This window comes from Leptolyngbya sp. BL0902 (assembly GCF_016403105.1).
Taxonomy (GTDB): domain Bacteria; phylum Cyanobacteriota; class Cyanobacteriia; order Phormidesmidales; family Phormidesmidaceae; genus Nodosilinea.
This window is the reverse complement of the sequence record NZ_CP046155.1, coordinates 2,515,561-2,530,751: the sequence shown is the minus strand read 5'-3', so window position 1 is coordinate 2,530,751 and position 15,191 is coordinate 2,515,561. Positions and strand designations below refer to the sequence as shown.

13 protein-coding genes are annotated in these 15,191 nt (G+C 58.6%); 6 read left to right on the top strand and 7 right to left on the bottom strand.

Going from position 1 to position 15,191, the window contains the following annotated elements; genetic code table 11:
- Positions 1-138: 138 nt before the first annotated feature.
- Together GFS31_RS11180 and GFS31_RS11175 are read left to right on the top strand one after the other, a co-directional pair.
- A complete protein-coding gene (locus GFS31_RS11180) occupies positions 139-1,425 on the top strand; it encodes a URC4/urg3 family protein (protein WP_198804907.1) in 1,287 nt (428 codons plus the stop codon).
- A 257-nt stretch (positions 1,426-1,682) separates the two neighbouring features.
- Positions 1,683-1,823, top strand: coding sequence for a hypothetical protein (locus tag GFS31_RS11175; RefSeq protein WP_198804906.1), 141 nt, complete (start codon positions 1,683-1,685; stop codon positions 1,821-1,823).
- On the opposite strand, the gene GFS31_RS11170 is transcribed toward GFS31_RS11175, so the two are convergent.
- The 4 genes from GFS31_RS11170 to GFS31_RS11155 form a co-directional block, all read right to left on the bottom strand.
- On the bottom strand, positions 1,805-4,000 hold the full coding sequence (locus GFS31_RS11170; protein ID WP_198804905.1) for a lytic transglycosylase domain-containing protein: 2,196 nt from the start codon (positions 3,998-4,000) through the stop codon (positions 1,805-1,807). The two genes, GFS31_RS11175 and GFS31_RS11170, sit on opposite strands and share 19 nt — an antisense overlap.
- 192 nt (positions 4,001-4,192) lie before the next feature.
- Positions 4,193-5,080, bottom strand: a complete 888-nt coding sequence (locus GFS31_RS11165; RefSeq protein WP_198804904.1) for a M23 family metallopeptidase — start codon at positions 5,078-5,080, stop codon at positions 4,193-4,195.
- Between the two features lie 231 nt (positions 5,081-5,311).
- Complete coding sequence (gene ftsE / locus GFS31_RS11160; RefSeq protein WP_225907386.1) at positions 5,312-6,196, bottom strand: cell division ATP-binding protein FtsE; 885 nt, start codon at positions 6,194-6,196, stop codon at positions 5,312-5,314.
- A gap of 177 nt (positions 6,197-6,373) precedes the next feature.
- A complete protein-coding gene (locus tag GFS31_RS11155; RefSeq protein ID WP_198804903.1) occupies positions 6,374-6,532 on the bottom strand; it encodes a hypothetical protein in 159 nt (52 codons plus the stop codon).
- A gap of 347 nt (positions 6,533-6,879) precedes the next feature.
- On the opposite strand from GFS31_RS11155, the gene GFS31_RS11150 reads away from it, so the two are divergent.
- Together GFS31_RS11150 and ttcA are read left to right on the top strand one after the other, a co-directional pair.
- Positions 6,880-8,109: a polysaccharide biosynthesis/export family protein gene (locus GFS31_RS11150; RefSeq protein WP_198804902.1), complete on the top strand. Its 1,230-nt coding sequence runs from the start codon at positions 6,880-6,882 to the stop codon at positions 8,107-8,109.
- 69 nt (positions 8,110-8,178) lie between these two features.
- Positions 8,179-9,105 carry a tRNA 2-thiocytidine(32) synthetase TtcA gene (gene ttcA / locus GFS31_RS11145; protein ID WP_263974826.1) on the top strand — a complete coding sequence of 309 codons (927 nt, stop codon included), beginning with the start codon at positions 8,179-8,181 and terminating at the stop codon, positions 9,103-9,105.
- Between the two features lie 100 nt (positions 9,106-9,205).
- Here ttcA and ureG read toward each other — a convergent pair whose 3' ends face one another.
- Positions 9,206-9,820: an urease accessory protein UreG gene (gene ureG, locus GFS31_RS11140; protein ID WP_198804900.1), complete on the bottom strand. Its 615-nt coding sequence runs from the start codon at positions 9,818-9,820 to the stop codon at positions 9,206-9,208.
- A gap of 278 nt (positions 9,821-10,098) precedes the next feature.
- On the opposite strand from ureG, the gene GFS31_RS11135 reads away from it, so the two are divergent.
- Positions 10,099-11,202, top strand: coding sequence for a KamA family radical SAM protein (locus GFS31_RS11135; protein ID WP_198804899.1), 1,104 nt, complete (start codon positions 10,099-10,101; stop codon positions 11,200-11,202).
- Between the two features lie 58 nt (positions 11,203-11,260).
- On the opposite strand, the gene GFS31_RS11130 is transcribed toward GFS31_RS11135, so the two are convergent.
- Positions 11,261-12,484: an ATP-grasp domain-containing protein gene (locus GFS31_RS11130; protein WP_198804898.1), complete on the bottom strand. Its 1,224-nt coding sequence runs from the start codon at positions 12,482-12,484 to the stop codon at positions 11,261-11,263.
- A gap of 474 nt (positions 12,485-12,958) precedes the next feature.
- Here GFS31_RS11130 and GFS31_RS11125 point away from each other — a divergent pair, with 474 nt between their 5' ends.
- Positions 12,959-14,146 (top strand): transposase, encoded by a 1,188-nt coding sequence (locus GFS31_RS11125; RefSeq protein ID WP_198804897.1) that lies wholly within the window; start codon positions 12,959-12,961, stop codon positions 14,144-14,146.
- On the opposite strand, the gene GFS31_RS11120 is transcribed toward GFS31_RS11125, so the two are convergent.
- Positions 14,119-15,177, bottom strand: a complete 1,059-nt coding sequence (locus GFS31_RS11120) for a hypothetical protein (RefSeq protein WP_198804896.1) — start codon at positions 15,175-15,177, stop codon at positions 14,119-14,121. The two genes, GFS31_RS11125 and GFS31_RS11120, sit on opposite strands and share 28 nt — an antisense overlap.
- Positions 15,178-15,191 lie beyond the last annotated feature (14 nt).

Below are 15,191 nucleotides of genomic sequence, written 5' to 3'. Positions count from 1 at the left end.
GCCCCCCGCTCCTCCCTATGAGAATACGAGGGGCTGGGGGTATAGCTCGCTTCCCGTTCGCGTAGCGTTCCCCAGGAAAAGGTAGGCGAAAAGCCCGTTGCCTCAACTCAATCGTTACTGCGCTTAAGGACGATATTGATGCAAACCACAGCCGAAAACACCCTAAACACCGCCCCCATAATCGAACCCAATCCAACCCAAACCGCCGAAGTCGTCGCCTATCTGCAAAGCCCCCAGGCGATCCGCGAACGCTGCCGAAGGCTCTACGCCCTAGCCAAAGCCGATCAGCTCTGCCACTTTCACTTACACCCAGACGCCCTACCCGCAACGGCGGACTATGTGCGGCGGCTGATGGATCGGGCCTATCCCCAGGGCGATGTGCCCTTCCATTCCCGCTGGCGACATTTTGAGGTGGATGGCGTCTCCCGATTGGCCACCCTGGAACCCCGCCTATCTGCGTTCGACCCCCTAGAGCAGGCACGAATCAAAGTCGATTTGGCGGTGACGAGTGTGCTGCTCGATGCCGGGGCAGGTTCTACCTGGCGCTACGGGGAACCGGGCACGGGTCAGGTGTTTCAGCGGTCGGAAGGCTTAGCTATTGCCAGCTTCCACAGCTTTGGGCAGGGACTTTTTTCCAGCCAACCCGATCACCCCTGGCAAGCGGATGCCCTCGGCCTCAGTCAACTAACGCCGGAACGGTTGGGAACAGCCTTCCAAGTCAGCCCCGAAAATCCATTGTTGGGACTAGCGGGACGAGTTTCGCTGCTGCAAACCCTTGGTCACGCCCTGCAACAACAGCCTCACCTCTTCGGTGAAACAAATCCCCGGCCTGGAAATTTGGTGGATTACTGGCTGAGTCAGTCCGAGGATCAAACCCTCTCAGCGGTCACGGTACTGCACACCGTCCTGCAAGGATTTGGCCCCATCTGGCCGGGACGCATCACCCTCGGCGGCGTCAACCTGGGCGATGTGTGGCCCCATCCCCAACTGCCGGATACGGGTTTGGGGAGCCAACTTGTCCCCTTCCACAAACTCTCCCAGTGGCTCACCTATTCTTTGTTGGAACCCCTGCAAGACCTGGGCCTCACCATCACCAATTTGGATCAGCTCACGGGGCTGGCAGAATATCGCAACGGTGGGCTTTTCCTCGATAGCGGCGTCCTCAGCCTCAAAGACCCCACCGATCTGGAAATCGCCCATCCCCCCAACTCGCCCCTGATTGTGGAATGGCGCGCCCTCACCCTCTGCCTGTTGGATGACCTGGCGGATCTCCTGCGTCAACAACGGCACCAAACCGCTATCGAGTTGCCCCTAGTAAAAATTCTGCAAGGGGGAACCTGGGCCGCAGGACGTGCCCTCGCCGCCGAAAAACGCCCCCACGGTGGCCCACCGCTCACCTTGGCGAGTGATGGTACGGTTTTTTAGGGCGGTTGGCAATTCAACGAAGCCAAGGCGGTCGGGCCTCCTGACCTGTTCCCGAACGAGATCATCAGGCTGTTCTGTCTTGCCTATGTTTTGCCCCCTGGATCGCCCCGTAGGGCCGAGGCCCCGGTGGGATGAAAAATCCGTGGAAAAATTTTTCCAACTTGTCCGGAAGCCTCCCCTAAGTCTCGTATTAAAGGAAAGTAGATGCACCCTGATTGTTAAACCCTAGGACACCTGGAGGGATCCTAGGGTTTTTTTTGCCATTTCGTGGGGCCGAGGGCGGCTGGACAGGGCTGGGCGACGACATGCCTGCCCAGGTTATTGCCGCTGGACGATCTTCCCTGGTGGGGGAGTCTCCACCGTTGGCGCTGGGAGCTGCCTACCGATGGCGCTGCTGAATTCGTTCTACCTCGGCCATGATGGTGGGATCGTAGAGCCGCAGGTAGTTCCAGTAGTTACCAAAGACCGACTGAATATAGCCTCTGGTTTCGGGGAAGGGGATTTTGTCGGCAAAGTCGTCGTCGTTGCGGAAGCCCCCTCGGTTCACCCAATTCGCCACATTACCGGGGCCAGCGTTGTAACTCGCCATGGCCAACATAGAGTTATTGTCGTACTCGCGATGGGTGTAGTCCAAGTACCAAGTGCCCAGCTTGATGTTGTCGTGGGGGTCGGTGATTTCGTAGCTGGTGATGGTTGGTTCGCGGTCTTTGATCCACTGGGCCGTACCGGGCATCACCTGCATGAGCCCAGCGGCCCCGGCCACAGAACGAATGCGGGGCATAAACCGAGACTCTTGGCGAATGAGGGCCAGCACCAGCAGAGGGTTAAGCTGCCGCTGGGCCGACCAGGTTTGAATTAAATCGGCAAAGGGAAAGGGATAGACCCCATGCCAATAGTCGGGCTTTTGCTTGAGGGCTTTGAAGGCCGCGATGTCCTCCGGGTCGTCTACAGAGGCAAGGCTGGCCACCTGGAAGATGCCGTCTAAAAAGTCGCCCTGGGTTTGGCGCATCAGGCCATCCACAAACCGCTCCGGCACCGAGGGATCTTGGCGATTGACGTATTCGGTCTGCCAACGCTCCCAGGCGGCTCGGTCTTGGCCCAAAATATACAGCTCCTTCAGGGTATCCGACCCAGTGGGCAGGGGGCTGCGGCGGGTGAGGGGGGCGATGGCGGGCATTTTGTCGCGCACGGTGGTGAAGTCACCCACATCCCAGCCCAGATGAACGGCAGATCGCCAAGCAAAGTAGGATTCGGGCTGATGGGCGATCACCTGTTCCCACAGGGTTTGGGCCACATCAGTCTGGCCCAGGTCGGTGGCCCACTTTCCGGCCCAAAATCCAGCTTCGGCGGCATCTCGACCATCGGGGCTCTGTTGGATGGCCTCTTGACCCCAGCGCACCGCCATGGCCAAGTCACCCTGCTGAGCCGCGTTGCGGGCCTTGGTGAGGCGAATTTGGGCGGCGGTGCTGCTGGCACTGTGGTCTTGGAGAATGGCGTCGCGGGTGGCCTGGGCCGATGCAGCGCTGTTGAGGTTGTCTAAAATGTCTGCCCGCATCCCCAGGGCTTCGGCGGCGCGGTCGGGGAAGCGAGCCACCACCTGATCCAGCACGTCCAGGGACTGCTGATCCGAGAGGCTTAGGGTCAGCCGCAGGAGGCCCGTGGCGGTTTCTGGGGCATCGGGAAACTGCTGATCTAGCTGACTGTAGAGGGCAATGGCGCGATCTCGCTGACGGCCAATCTGCAAACCTCTAGCGGCCCGGTAGAGGTTGCGGGGGGATGGGGGCGCTTGGGCATAGGCAGGGCCAGCCTCAGCGTAGGCATCCCGTCGCCACAGGCCAAAGCCCACGGTCTGCCAGTCTTCGGGCTGAAGTTGATCCGCAAACTGATTTTTTAGCCGCAGCAGCACATCCCCCGCGCTGGGATGGTGCAACCCTGCCCGCGCCACCGTCAGCAACAGGGGAAGCGCATCGGCCCGATTGGGGTTCTCGGTCAGCCGCTGGTGGGCGACGTCCACGGATTTGGGATGGTCGGGGAAGCGCTGGAGGAGTTCATCCCACCGGGCCGAGTCCTGTTGTCCGAGGCTGTAGAGCAGGGGCGCGATGGCGGGATCGTCACTGTATTCCGTTAGCAGGCGATCTTGGGTAGCCTGGGCAGCAACGGTTTGGCCAGCGGCGGTTTGGGCCTGGGCCTGGGCCAGCAGCACGTAGGGGGCCATTTCGGGATAGTCCGCCTCCAACCCCTCCAGCAAAGGCAGCGCACTGCCGCCCCGATTCGCCGCGATTAAATCCAGCGCCAGCAGATACCGAGCCCGATGCTGACTGATAGAATCGCGCCCCTGGGCATACTGGGTCAACGCCGCCGCCCGTTGTTCGGCGGGTTGCAGCGCCAGATCGAGAACGGGGTCGTCCCAGCGATGTTGTGCCCGTCCCCCCAGGGGAGTCTCCGCCGCCCCGAGGTTGTCCCTCGGAGTGATGACCTCGGTACTGTTCACAAAAGCCGCCACCATCCCAAAGGACAGAGCGCTAAGGCCAGCTAGGGCCAGCAGGGGCAGACGCTGTTTAATCCGATTAAGCATGGGAGGAAGGAAATTCGGCGATGGGGTTCGGCTATGGGTTGTTGTAGCAGAAAATCCCGATTTCGGGGGGGACAGGTGGCCGTTTTCTCCAATCGGCCAGCGGGAAAATGATATCTGGGCCAAACCACGCCTAAGCCTAGGGATCCCTCCTCCTAGGCTCCATCCACACCAGGGGTACCTGGGGCCACCAGGCTACTCAAAACCCCGCTCTCGCCAGGGGACAGGATCCACTGAAATGCCGTTGACGTACAGCCCCCAGTGCAGGTGGGGGCCCGTGGAGATGCCCGTTGACCCCACCGTGCCAATCCCTTGCCCCGCCTGAACAAAATCCCCCTCGTTCACGTCAATGCGGTGGAGGTGAATCATGATGCTGAGCACGCCCTGGCCGTGGTCGATCCCAACGGTGTTGCCGTGAAGTTCAAAGCCTTCGGATACCCGACCGACGAGGGCAATTCGGCCTGCCGCCGGGGAAACCACTGGAGATCCGGTTGGGGCGGCATAGTCTACGCCGCGATGGTAGTAGTCTTGGGCAAAGACGCCATTATAGTAGCGGCGCACACCGTAGACCGTGGTCACGCGCCCTGGGTTGGGTCGCACCATGGCCCCATTCCAAAAGCGCTCTGGAGTTACCAGATCCCTAAACGCCGCCACGCGTTCAAATTCGTGGGGGGTACCCAGACTGGCTTGGCCGGGGCGCAGGGTGATGCGCTGGGTGGGAAAGCTGCGATTTCGGAGGCCCACCGCCAGGTTTCGGTTGCCCTCGTCGCCCATCACCTGGATCGTTAGGGTGCCTGGGGGTGTTAGTGGGCTGGTGGGGATCAACGCCCGGAACCGATTGCCCGACAGCGGAAACACCGGATAGCGGGTGCTGTGGTTGAGGGTGACAACGGGTGGCGCTGCACCGGGCTGGCTAGCCTGGATGATGACAGACAGGGTATCCCCCAGTTGAGGGTTAGCGGGGGAAATGACCACATCGTAGGCGTAGGCCCGACTAGCCCACGCCCAACTGGCGGATCCGGCCAACAGCCCCGCCAGCACAGCACGACGACTAAAGGGGCGATATCCCGTGAGGTAGTTCATAGGCCCGTGAGGTAGTTTGTAGGGTTGGGTGATCACGCTGGCTAGAGCGTATCACCCTTGACGGCGTTTGTCCGCCCTGGGGTTCCAGCCCCCAGCCCCAGAGCAAACGCCTACTCGATTTTCCCCGCGCCATCTGCGGCCAGGGGCTAGAGCCAGCCGTTCTACCCCGTCATGGCAACTGGTGAGGGAGGAGCAACGCAGCGGCGACAGGCTCCTAGATCGGCTCCTAGACTAACGAACCAGGTGGTGCAGGCGACCGTTTCTCAGCTGCACTACGGGATGGTTGGAGATGCGTACCAACTGCTCGTCGTGGGTGGTGACAATGACGGTAATGCCGATGGAGTTGAGCTTTTTGAGGATTTTGATGACCTGGAGGGAATTGTCGGCGTCGAGGTTGCCCGTGGGCTCGTCCGCCAGCAGCAGGGGCGGCGTATTGACCACCGCCCGGGCGATACTAACCCGCTGTTGTTCGCCCCCAGACAGCTCGTCTGGGAAGCACTGAGCTTTGTTTTGCAGCCCCACCATCTTCAGGGCAGGCCACAGGCGGCGATGAATTTCCTTGCGGGTGAAGCCCTGCGCCCACAGCACAAAGGCCACATTTTCGGCCACGGTGCGGCGGGGCAGAAGTTTGTAGTCTTGGAACACCACCCCAATGCGGCGGCGCATCATGGCCAGTTGGTTGCCCCGCAGTTTGGCGATGGGCTCGTTGGCCACTAGAATCTCTCCGCTGGTGGGCCGTTCGTAGCCGTAGAGCAGCTTCAGCAGGGTCGATTTTCCTGACCCCGATGGCCCAGTGACAAACAAAAAGTCTCCCTGGTTCACGGTTAAGCTCACATCGACGAGGGCGGTGCTGCCGTTGGTGTAGATTTTTTCCACCTTGTCTAGCATCACCACGGCGGGAGCAGGGGCCTTAGCATCGTCGGGGGTGGCCACCGGGGGCGCAGGGGAACGGGAGATCACAGGGGCAGGGGCTTCGGTTGAGGAGAATAGGGTTTTAGCAGCAGCGGACGGGGCCGGAACCACCATATTGAAACGCTCTTTCAGGTGAGCTTGTACGGAGGCGGGTAACTGGCTTAGGCGAGGGTCATCCGTGGCGCGAGGCACAACAGGGGGCATAGGGAACGTCCTAACTAGAGTAGGGGCAGGGGAGCATCGTCGCTAGGCTTTTGGCACGCCATTGTACTGGAAAGCCTGGAGTTGATTCCTCGCTAGTCTTTTTTTTCAATAAACTTAAACCTTTTACGATTGATTCCCGTCTTGATTCCCGTCGCGACCGCCCCCGTAGAATCATCGTCACAGGAAGGACATCAGAATCATTCCCGCCACAATGACGATCACCATGAGGGTCAAGGGTTCCGGCTTGGATCCAGACCCGCCCCCCTCAGCGCTGGTGGCGTAGAAGATGAGCCCTACCACCAAGAACACCACAATCAAATCCAGGCCCGTAAACACTAGGGAACACCGCTAGGGAACTTTCTGGCCTCTAGGATAATCTCAAAACACAATCTCAAAACACGCTCCAAACATCAGGAACATCGATCTAGGCCCTAGGTGTCAATGGCCCTAGGCTCCTGGCGCAGCCCCCGATAGCGCGACGAATCGATAGCGTTAGTTCAGTAAAAATCCTCTATCGGTTATTAAAGGCTTGATGAGGCTGTCCCAGAAATTACGGAGAACTGGCTTGGGATGGGCTATCATCCACTATCGATGTGGACGCCACAGCCTCAATTCAGGGCTCTTGCAGCCCTCTGCCCAAAGCCGGGGGAGAGTGAAGCCCGTGATACTTGGAGTAATATGTCATGCCCATCATGAATCCGACCTATCGTGCCGCCCTCGGTTCGCTCATTACCCTAGGGTTGGTCTCCAGCCATGTGACGCCGCTGCTGGCCCAGCCCCTAGCCCAAACCTTGCCGCTGTCCACTCCCGACTCCCAGCCGTTTTTCCCAGAGGCGGCCCCGGCCACTCCACCCTCCTGGTCTAATAATGCCGCGCTGATTAACGCCGCCGAAAACGATGCCTATGTGCTAGGGCCGGGGGATGTGGTGCGGTTTGACATGTTTAACGTGCCAGAACTGGCCAATTCCCAGGGCAACAACCGCCTCCCCGTTGACAACCTCTATAACGTGCTGCCCGACGGCACGATCAACTTGCCCTGGATTGGCCGGGTGCCCGTGCGAGGATTAGATCTGGAGCAAGCCGCCCGCGCCATAGAGCAGCGCTACGTTCAGTTCATTCGCGACCCGGTGGTAACGCTGACCCTGTTTACCCCCCGGCCCATGCGGGTGGCGGTGGTGGGCGAAGTGCGCCGCCCCGGAGCCTACACCACTGGCCCAGGGCAGGCCCCCGACGGAGTGCAGCCCAACCCCAACGAACTGCGAACCGTGGTTCAGGCCATCCAGGCCGCCGGGGGTATCACCCAACTGGCGGATATTCGCAACATTGAGGTGCGTCGTCCTCAGCTCAATGGCCCCGACCATGTCATTTTCATTGATTTCTTTGCCCTGTTAGAAGACGGCCAGCAGTCCCAAAACCTGCTGCTGCGGGATGGCGATACGGTGCTGATCCCCACGGCGGTAGCCCTCAGCCCCGAAGAGGCCCAAGCCCTCGCCGAAGCCAACTTTGCTCCCAATGAGGTACAGGTAGATGTGGTGGGCGAAGTGCGTGCCCCAGGCCGCGTCACGGTGAGGGCTAACTCAACCCTCAACCAGGCGATTTTGGCGGCGGGTGGCTTTGATGACCCCCGTGCCCAAGGTGGCGAGGTGGCCTTCATTCGGCTGAACCCCGACGGCACCGTGACCAACCGCACCATCCCCATCGACCTCACGGCGGGTATCAACGAAGAAAACAACCCGGCTCTGCGGGAGAACGACATTGTGGTGGTGTCGCGCACGGGGCTGGCCCGCAATGCAGACTTCCTAGGGCTGCTGGGCGGGGCGGCGGCGGCGGTGGTTAATCCTGTCTTGGGCATTACCAGCATTTTCAACCAGCTCAACGAGATTCGCACTCGCAACCGCACAGGCCGTCCCTAGGGAGAAGGGCGGATGGGAATTTGGTATGATCGAGGCCGATTTGAGGCGCGGTCTATGGTTGGCGTACAGATGCCTACCTCCAATAGCTTTAAAAAGCTCCAGGGCTTTCTGCGGGCGCGGGTGGGGCAAGCCATCCGCGACTATCGCATGATTGAGGAGGGCGACCGGGTGATGGTGTGCCTGTCGGGCGGCAAGGATTCCCACACTTTGCTGGATATTTTGCGCCACCTCCAGCGCAGTGCGCCCATTCATTTCGAGATTTTGGCCGTTAACCTGGATCAAAAACAGCCCGGTTTTCCGGCCCATGTGCTGCCAGAGTATTTTGAGTCCATCGGCGTGGCCTACCGCATTGTGGAGCAAGACACCTACAGCACCGTCAAGCGAGTCATCCCCGAAGGCAAAACCATGTGCGGGCTGTGCTCGCGGCTGCGGCGGGGCATTCTCTACCGAGTAGCCGCTGAGGAGGGAGCTACCAAAATTGCCCTCGGCCACCACCGGGATGACCTGATCGAAACCCTATTCCTCAATATGTTTCACGGCGGCACCCTCAAGGCCATGCCGCCCAAGTTGCTCACCGATGATCGTCGCCATGTGGTGATTCGGCCCCTGGCCTACTGCCCCGAACCTGATATCGCCCGCTACGCCCGCTATCGGCAGTTTCCCATCATTCCCTGCACCCTTTGCGGTTCCCAGGCCAACCTGCAACGGGCCCAAATTAAACAGATGATCCAGGACTGGGAAAAGCAATGGCCGGGGCGCACCGACAGCCTGTTTCGCAGCCTGCAAAATGTGGCCCCTTCTCAACTGGCCGACCCCAATCTGTTTAATTTCCAAGACCTAGAGGAACGGCGCATCCCGGCTGGCGAACCCTTCCCCGATGACGATCTGGGTTCGGCCTTAGAGGATCAGTTTAACCCCACTGCCCATCTGGCCATCGAGCCCCAGTGGCCCCAGTCCGGTTCACTCGAAACAACAACCCTTCCGGCCTCGCCCTAACCCCTTTTCCCGCGTAGAAAAATCCACCGTGGAAAAAGCCGTTGCAGATCGCCTCTAACGCCGCTCTTCTGCATGGGAGAGGGGCCGGGGGTAAGGGAGGCTACGCCGCCACACCAAGCCCTGCGTGGTCTAGCACAAAGGTGATGATGGTATCGAGCCCTGCCTGGGTTTTGAGGTTGGTAAAGCCAAAAGGCCGGGAGCCGCGCATAGTGCGGGCATCGCGATCCATCACCTCTAGGCTGGCCCCCACCAGGGGAGCCAGATCGGTTTTGTTGATGACCAAAAAGTCAGACTTGGTAATGCCGGGGCCACCCTTGCGAGGAATTTTGTCTCCGGCGGCCACGTCGATGACATACAGGGTGAGATCCACCAATTCTGGGCTGAAAGTGCTGGCCAGGTTGTCGCCGCCGCTTTCCACAAACACCAAATCCAGCGGGTCAAAGCGGGCTTCTAGAGCTTCGATGGCCACTAGGTTCATGGAGGCATCTTCGCGGATGGCGGTGTGGGGACAGCCCCCCGTTTCTACCCCCACAATGCGGTCGGGGCTGAGGGCTTGACTGCGGACTAAAAACTGGGCGTCTTCCTGGGTATAGATATCATTGGTGACAACGGCGATGGAGAAGCGCTGCCGCAGCGCCTTGCAGAGGCTATCCACCAGGGCGGTTTTGCCAGAACCCACTGGGCCAGCCACACCCACACGAAAGGGAGTTGTCATGGTTGCATGATCCAATCTTAAGGTTTTGGGTATGGTAGCAAACCTCCCCTTGCCAGCGGCGGCGCTGACGCAAGATTCCCAAAGGCCAAGGCGTTTGGTGCTCCTTTTGGTGCTCCTTGGTGCTGCTACCGCTGGCCCGCCATGGCTAGCTATGGGGGCACCTCGGCCTAGAAATTGCCGCCAGGGGCCATGGTTGGCCCCACCATGGGCATGCTAAGCCTAAACCAATGCCGAAGGTGTCCACCGCCACGGCCCACCGCACATGAGAGCAACACGGAATGGAAAAATGGAAGGACGTTTCTGCCGAACATTGGCAGAATTGGCGCTGGCAGCTCAAGCATCGCCTCAACTCCATTGAGGATTTGGAGGATTTCATTGATCTAAGCCCTGAGGAACGGCAAGGGCTGAGGGCTCCCCACCACTTTCGGGTGGATATCACCCCCTACTTTGCCCAGTTAATGGATCCAACAGACGTTAACTGTCCTATTCGTCGGCAGGTAATTCCCCTAGGACGAGAATTACAGCCGTTTGAGGGCATGATGGCCGACAGCTTGGCAGAGGAAGCCCAAAGTCCGGTGCCCGGTTTGGTGCATCGCTACCCTGATCGGGTGTTGCTGGTGGTCACGCCCCACTGTGCCAGCTACTGTCGCTATTGCACCCGCAGCCGCCTGGTCGGAGACTTTCATCAATCTCTCAGCCTAGAAGCCCTAGAGGCCCAACTATCCTATCTGAGGAACCATCCCGAAATTCGCGACGTGCTGATTAGCGGCGGTGATCCCCTCACTCTCTCTGATGACGCCCTGGATCATCTGCTGCGGCAACTGCGGGCTATCGATCACCTAGAGATTATCCGCATTGGCAGTCGAGTTCCCATTTTTCTACCCCAGCGCATTACCCCAGAGTTGTGCCAACGGCTGCGCCAGTTCCATCCCCTTTGGATCAACATTCACAGCAACCATCCCAAAGAGCTAACCGACGAGGTGGCCCTAGCCCTAGCGCGGCTGGCAGATGCGGGCATTCCCCTCGGCAACCAGAGTGTTTTACTCGCCGGGATTAACGACAGTGTGGAGGTGCAGCGACAACTGGTTCACAAACTCGTGAAACATCGGGTTCGCCCCTACTATCTCTACCAGTGCGACTTGGTGGCCGGGGCAGGGCATTTCCGCACCTCCATCGCCAAGGGGCTGGAGATTATCTCCAACTTACAGGGCTACACCAGCGGCTATGCGGTTCCCAAGTATGTCGTAGATGCTCCGGGCGGTGGTGGCAAAGTCGTGGTTGCACCCCAAACCCTGCTGGAGGAACGCCCCAATCATCAGGTCGTTTTGCGAACCTACAGGGGAGACCCGGTGATTTACCAAGAGCCCGCTGATGGGTATTAGCGTCTCAACGGCGATCACCATTCAACGACGATCACCGTCGGGCGGCGGGCTGCTGGAGCTAGGTCAATAAGGCGAGTAGCCGCTTCTGCCAGCCCTGAACAGCCTCCCACTCCGCCGCTAGGATGACGTAGCCCAGCCAGCCCAAGGGCAAAGATGACGTTTGTACCGGAATCACAGCTCCTTGGGGATAGAGCAACCCCGACTCCCGCAACACGATTTCTAATTCGGGCCAGGTGCAGGGGTGTTTCAGGGTTAGAGATCCACTGAGGAGCACCTCCCGGTTGCAGTAGTCCTGACCCACTAGAAATTCGGCCAGGTCATGGACATGGGTGCCCCCGGTGCGGCGTGGGTTCATTTCAATCACATAGACCTGCCCCTCGGAATCTACGATGGCATCTAGGTCAAAGTAGCCGCAGTAGCCCAAACTCTGAAGTCGATCAGCCACGGCGAGGGCTCCTTGGCTGAGGGTTTTCGCCCAGGCGGTGGCGTAGAATTCAGGGCGTAGGGCAATGCCCGCAAACAAGTTGTCTGCCGAAAATACCTGATCGCACACATAGGTGACATAGGGCTTCCCTCGGTGCGGCACAAATACCTCTACCGAAGGCGACTGGCCCTCGATGCCGCTGCGAATCCATGCCTCCACCGAGAGTTTGCGGTGGCCAAAGGCGGCATTGCGGCGCAGGTGCGCCTCGATGGTGGCTTGAGTCCAGGAATCATGGGGATCAAAGCGCATCAGCCCCAAACTCAAGTAGCCCACATCGGGCTTCACCACACAGGCTTGGGCTTGGGCGAGAAACGTCTGAACCGCCGCTGTCGCCTGGGGAATCGAATCGGCCACCACCCGAGGGGCCAAGCGACAAGCCGTTCCCTCCAGCAGCGCTGGGGCCAACATAGCAAACACCGACTTGCCATCTAGGGCATCACGGAACCAGCCCAACGACGCGACGGGCGATTCTGGCAGGGCGATGGTGAGCGCATATTGAGTTTGATAGTGGGCCACCATCTGGAAAAACTCAGCCGTGTTGCCGTAGGGCACAATTTCTAGGGGGGCATCCCGATCAATCGCCGCCAACAGCGCGTGGCTTAACTCCTGATCGGTGATCAAGTCCTGACACAGAGACGGACTGGGCCGACGGGGGGAAAAGCTCTGGATGACGTATCCCAGAGACCGCACATAGTCTAGGTGAGGGGGCGTGACACTCGTGACCAGTAGCTTGGGGCTAGGGAGATAAAAAAGCGACCGATCCCCCACCGGATGAACCAAATCAGCAGAGTTTTGCAAGCCCCTCAAAAAAACACCGTAGGACTCATAGGTGTTGCATACCACTAAAGCCGTCAATCCAAGTTCTCCTAACGTGTCTGCCAAGCCTGTCGCCGCCAGCTTGGCCTGTCTATTCTGCGAAATCCCGATTGCCTACCCCCGACTAAAAACCGATGCTGCTCAGGCTGCGCTGGTCAAAACCTCATTTGATGCAGGGGGGTCTCTTCGGGTTTATGCTATTCAAAGGGAACTGTCTGAGGATGCCCCATCAACGTCCTCCTCTCCCTCAGGATATTCCCTAGCACGGCGTCGAATTTCTGCGGCTTTTTGCTGGAGTTCTCGGAAAAAGTCAGACTCAACAATTTCCTTCACTTCTCGCTGTTTGCGAGCTGACTGCCTGACAGAAGTGGGTGAAAGGCTTGAAACCTCGTGGTGGGAGGGGAAAAGGTGAGGTGACATGAGACGCTGGAATTTGCGTATTTCAGGGTCTTTGCCATGTCATCCACCACCTGTCTCTATGATCAAGTGCTGTCCTTGCTGCGTCAATATAGCCATCGTCGGGATTTACGGCACCTCAAAGCGCTGGCGTGGATGGTGACGGCGCTGGTGTGCAGTGGTCGGTTGAGCCTGCCGGAGTGGGAGGCCTATGTTCCCAGTCGCGCCCGCCAAGCGCAAAGCACCGAACGACGATGGCAACGGTTTATGAGCAATCACCGGGTGCGGATTAAAAGTCTGTACGTGCCCTTGGCGTTAGCGGCGATTCATCGGTGGAAAGGACGGCGACTCTACCTAGCCCTCGATACGACGGTGCTGTGGAATCGGTATTGCATGATTCACCTGTCCGTGACCTGTTGTGGGCGGGCGGTGCCCCTGCTGTGGCGGGTGTTAGAGCATCCTAGTGCCACGGTCAGTGCCCAACGGTATTTGCCGATGCTGCGCTTAGCCCATCGACTGTTGCAGGCTTATCCCGATGTGATGCTGTTAGCCGACCGAGGGTTTGCCAACCATGACCTGCTGGCGTGGCTCAGCGACAGTCGATGGCACTATGCTTTACGCTTGCCCAGTGATGTGGTGGTGCATGGCCCCCGCCGTCAGCCGATTGAGGTAGGTGTTCTGTGGCCCCCCAAGGGCGAAGTTCGTTTCTATGAGGGCATTGGCCTGTGGGCCGATGGGCGCTGGCGCTGCAACCTGGTTCTGGCTAACGTCAAAGGCGTTAAGGAGCCCTGGGCGGTCATCACCGATGAGCCGCCGACCCTCAATACCCTGTGGCAATATGCCCTCAGGTTCCGAGTTGAGGAACTGTTCCTCGATTCAAAATCCGGGGCCTTTGCCCTCGAATCTTCCGGCATCCGCTCCGCCCAAGCCCTCGAACGTCTCTACCTCGTCGCGGCAGTCGCCATCCTCTATGGCACCACCCAGGGCATGGCCGCTCAACTCGACGGTCTCCGCTCTCAGGTTGACCCTCATTGGACACGGGGCATCAGCTATCTCAAAATCGGCCTCCGCTGGCTTAGAGGGGTGGTCAACAAAGGGCGTCCGTTGCTCAACCCCATCCCCCTATTGACCGTTGACCCAGATCCCTGTTTTGCATCTAAAAAGGCAGAAGCCCGATATTATGACCGCATCTGGTTCTCTAGGATCCAGTCCATGCGCTGTCAGCTACCCCCTTGGGAGGCCGCATAAAGATGTGTCAGGCAGTCAGGTTTGCGAGTCTCGTCAATTTCGATTTGTAGCTTTTGAACCCTCGTTTTTAGAGCCTCTTCACGGCCTCTAATTTTAGCTGTCATCATCATGAAAGTGTCGGATAAATCGGTGAATTCATCCCTTAGCTTTCGACTGCTGAGAAGCTTAAAGGATTCGGTATCGTCATATTCCGCATTAGCAATTTTCTTGGCTGCAAAGCTGAGATGTTTGAGGGGACGAGTAAAAAATTTAGAGCTGACGTACACTAGAATAAACAAGGTGATGTAAGCCAAACTAAAGGAGATAATAATCTGATCCACTAGCGAGCGCTTGAGTTGATTGACATAGCTAGCCTCAAAATCAATACCTAAGAGTGCCACCACCTCCCCCTCGGCATTGCGAATAGGCGTGTAGGAACTAAACCATTCACCCCAAGCATCAGCATACAAATCTGAGCGTTCAATGAGTCGATTTTCCTTCCAAGCCCGCACAGAATAATGGCTGGCTTCACCCATGTCTAGAAACAAGTAAGACTTGGCCGGATCGTGAATGGCCCATAGATCGACAACCCCAACCAACTGCCGATCATGGCTAGGAACAAAGGTTTCAACGCTGATATTGCCATTGCTATCTCGCACCTGCTTTCTGGCAGTGTCTTGGTCGGCCAATCCAACCATGATGTAGGCATAGGGCCAAGCACGGGGCTCTAGCTGTTGAATTGTTTCAAACCAGGAAATTTGATTCAGGTAGCGGGGATCATCGGAAAACCCCGCTGCATTGGGTTCCCCAGTTGTATAAAGGTCAATTAACTCCTCCGCATCAACCCCGGCGGCGGCTCCCTCTAGGGTGTTGTTGAGATCTTTTCGGAGGCTGGCTACTGCGCTTTCTATGGTGAAGGTATAGAACCAGTAGTAGGCCGCCGAGAATACGCCTGTGAAAATGATAGTAAACCCTACCAGCAGGCGTACCTGAAGACTAACAAAGCGCCGCCGCTGGGGTGGCTCGCGGTGGGTATCGACGAAGACAGTCATGGGGAATGGCGACT

Excerpts from the sequence above, each read along its gene's own strand:
- GFS31_RS11180 (WP_198804907.1), top strand. The coding sequence starts at position 139 with ATGCAAACCACAGCCGAAAACACCCTAAACACCGCCCCCATAATCGAA.
- GFS31_RS11170 (WP_198804905.1), bottom strand. The coding sequence starts at position 4,000 with ATGCTTAATCGGATTAAACAGCGTCTGCCCCTGCTGGCCCTAGCTGGC.
- GFS31_RS11165 (WP_198804904.1), bottom strand. The coding sequence starts at position 5,080 with ATGAACTACCTCACGGGATATCGCCCCTTTAGTCGTCGTGCTGTGCTG.
- ftsE (WP_225907386.1), bottom strand. The coding sequence starts at position 6,196 with ATGCCCCCTGTTGTGCCTCGCGCCACGGATGACCCTCGCCTAAGCCAG.
- GFS31_RS11150 (WP_198804902.1), top strand. The coding sequence starts at position 6,880 with ATGCCCATCATGAATCCGACCTATCGTGCCGCCCTCGGTTCGCTCATT.
- ttcA (WP_263974826.1), top strand. The coding sequence starts at position 8,179 with ATGCCTACCTCCAATAGCTTTAAAAAGCTCCAGGGCTTTCTGCGGGCG.
- ureG (WP_198804900.1), bottom strand. The coding sequence starts at position 9,820 with ATGACAACTCCCTTTCGTGTGGGTGTGGCTGGCCCAGTGGGTTCTGGC.
- GFS31_RS11135 (WP_198804899.1), top strand. The coding sequence starts at position 10,099 with ATGGAAAAATGGAAGGACGTTTCTGCCGAACATTGGCAGAATTGGCGC.
- GFS31_RS11125 (WP_198804897.1), top strand. The coding sequence starts at position 12,959 with ATGTCATCCACCACCTGTCTCTATGATCAAGTGCTGTCCTTGCTGCGT.
- GFS31_RS11120 (WP_198804896.1), bottom strand. The coding sequence starts at position 15,177 with ATGACTGTCTTCGTCGATACCCACCGCGAGCCACCCCAGCGGCGGCGC.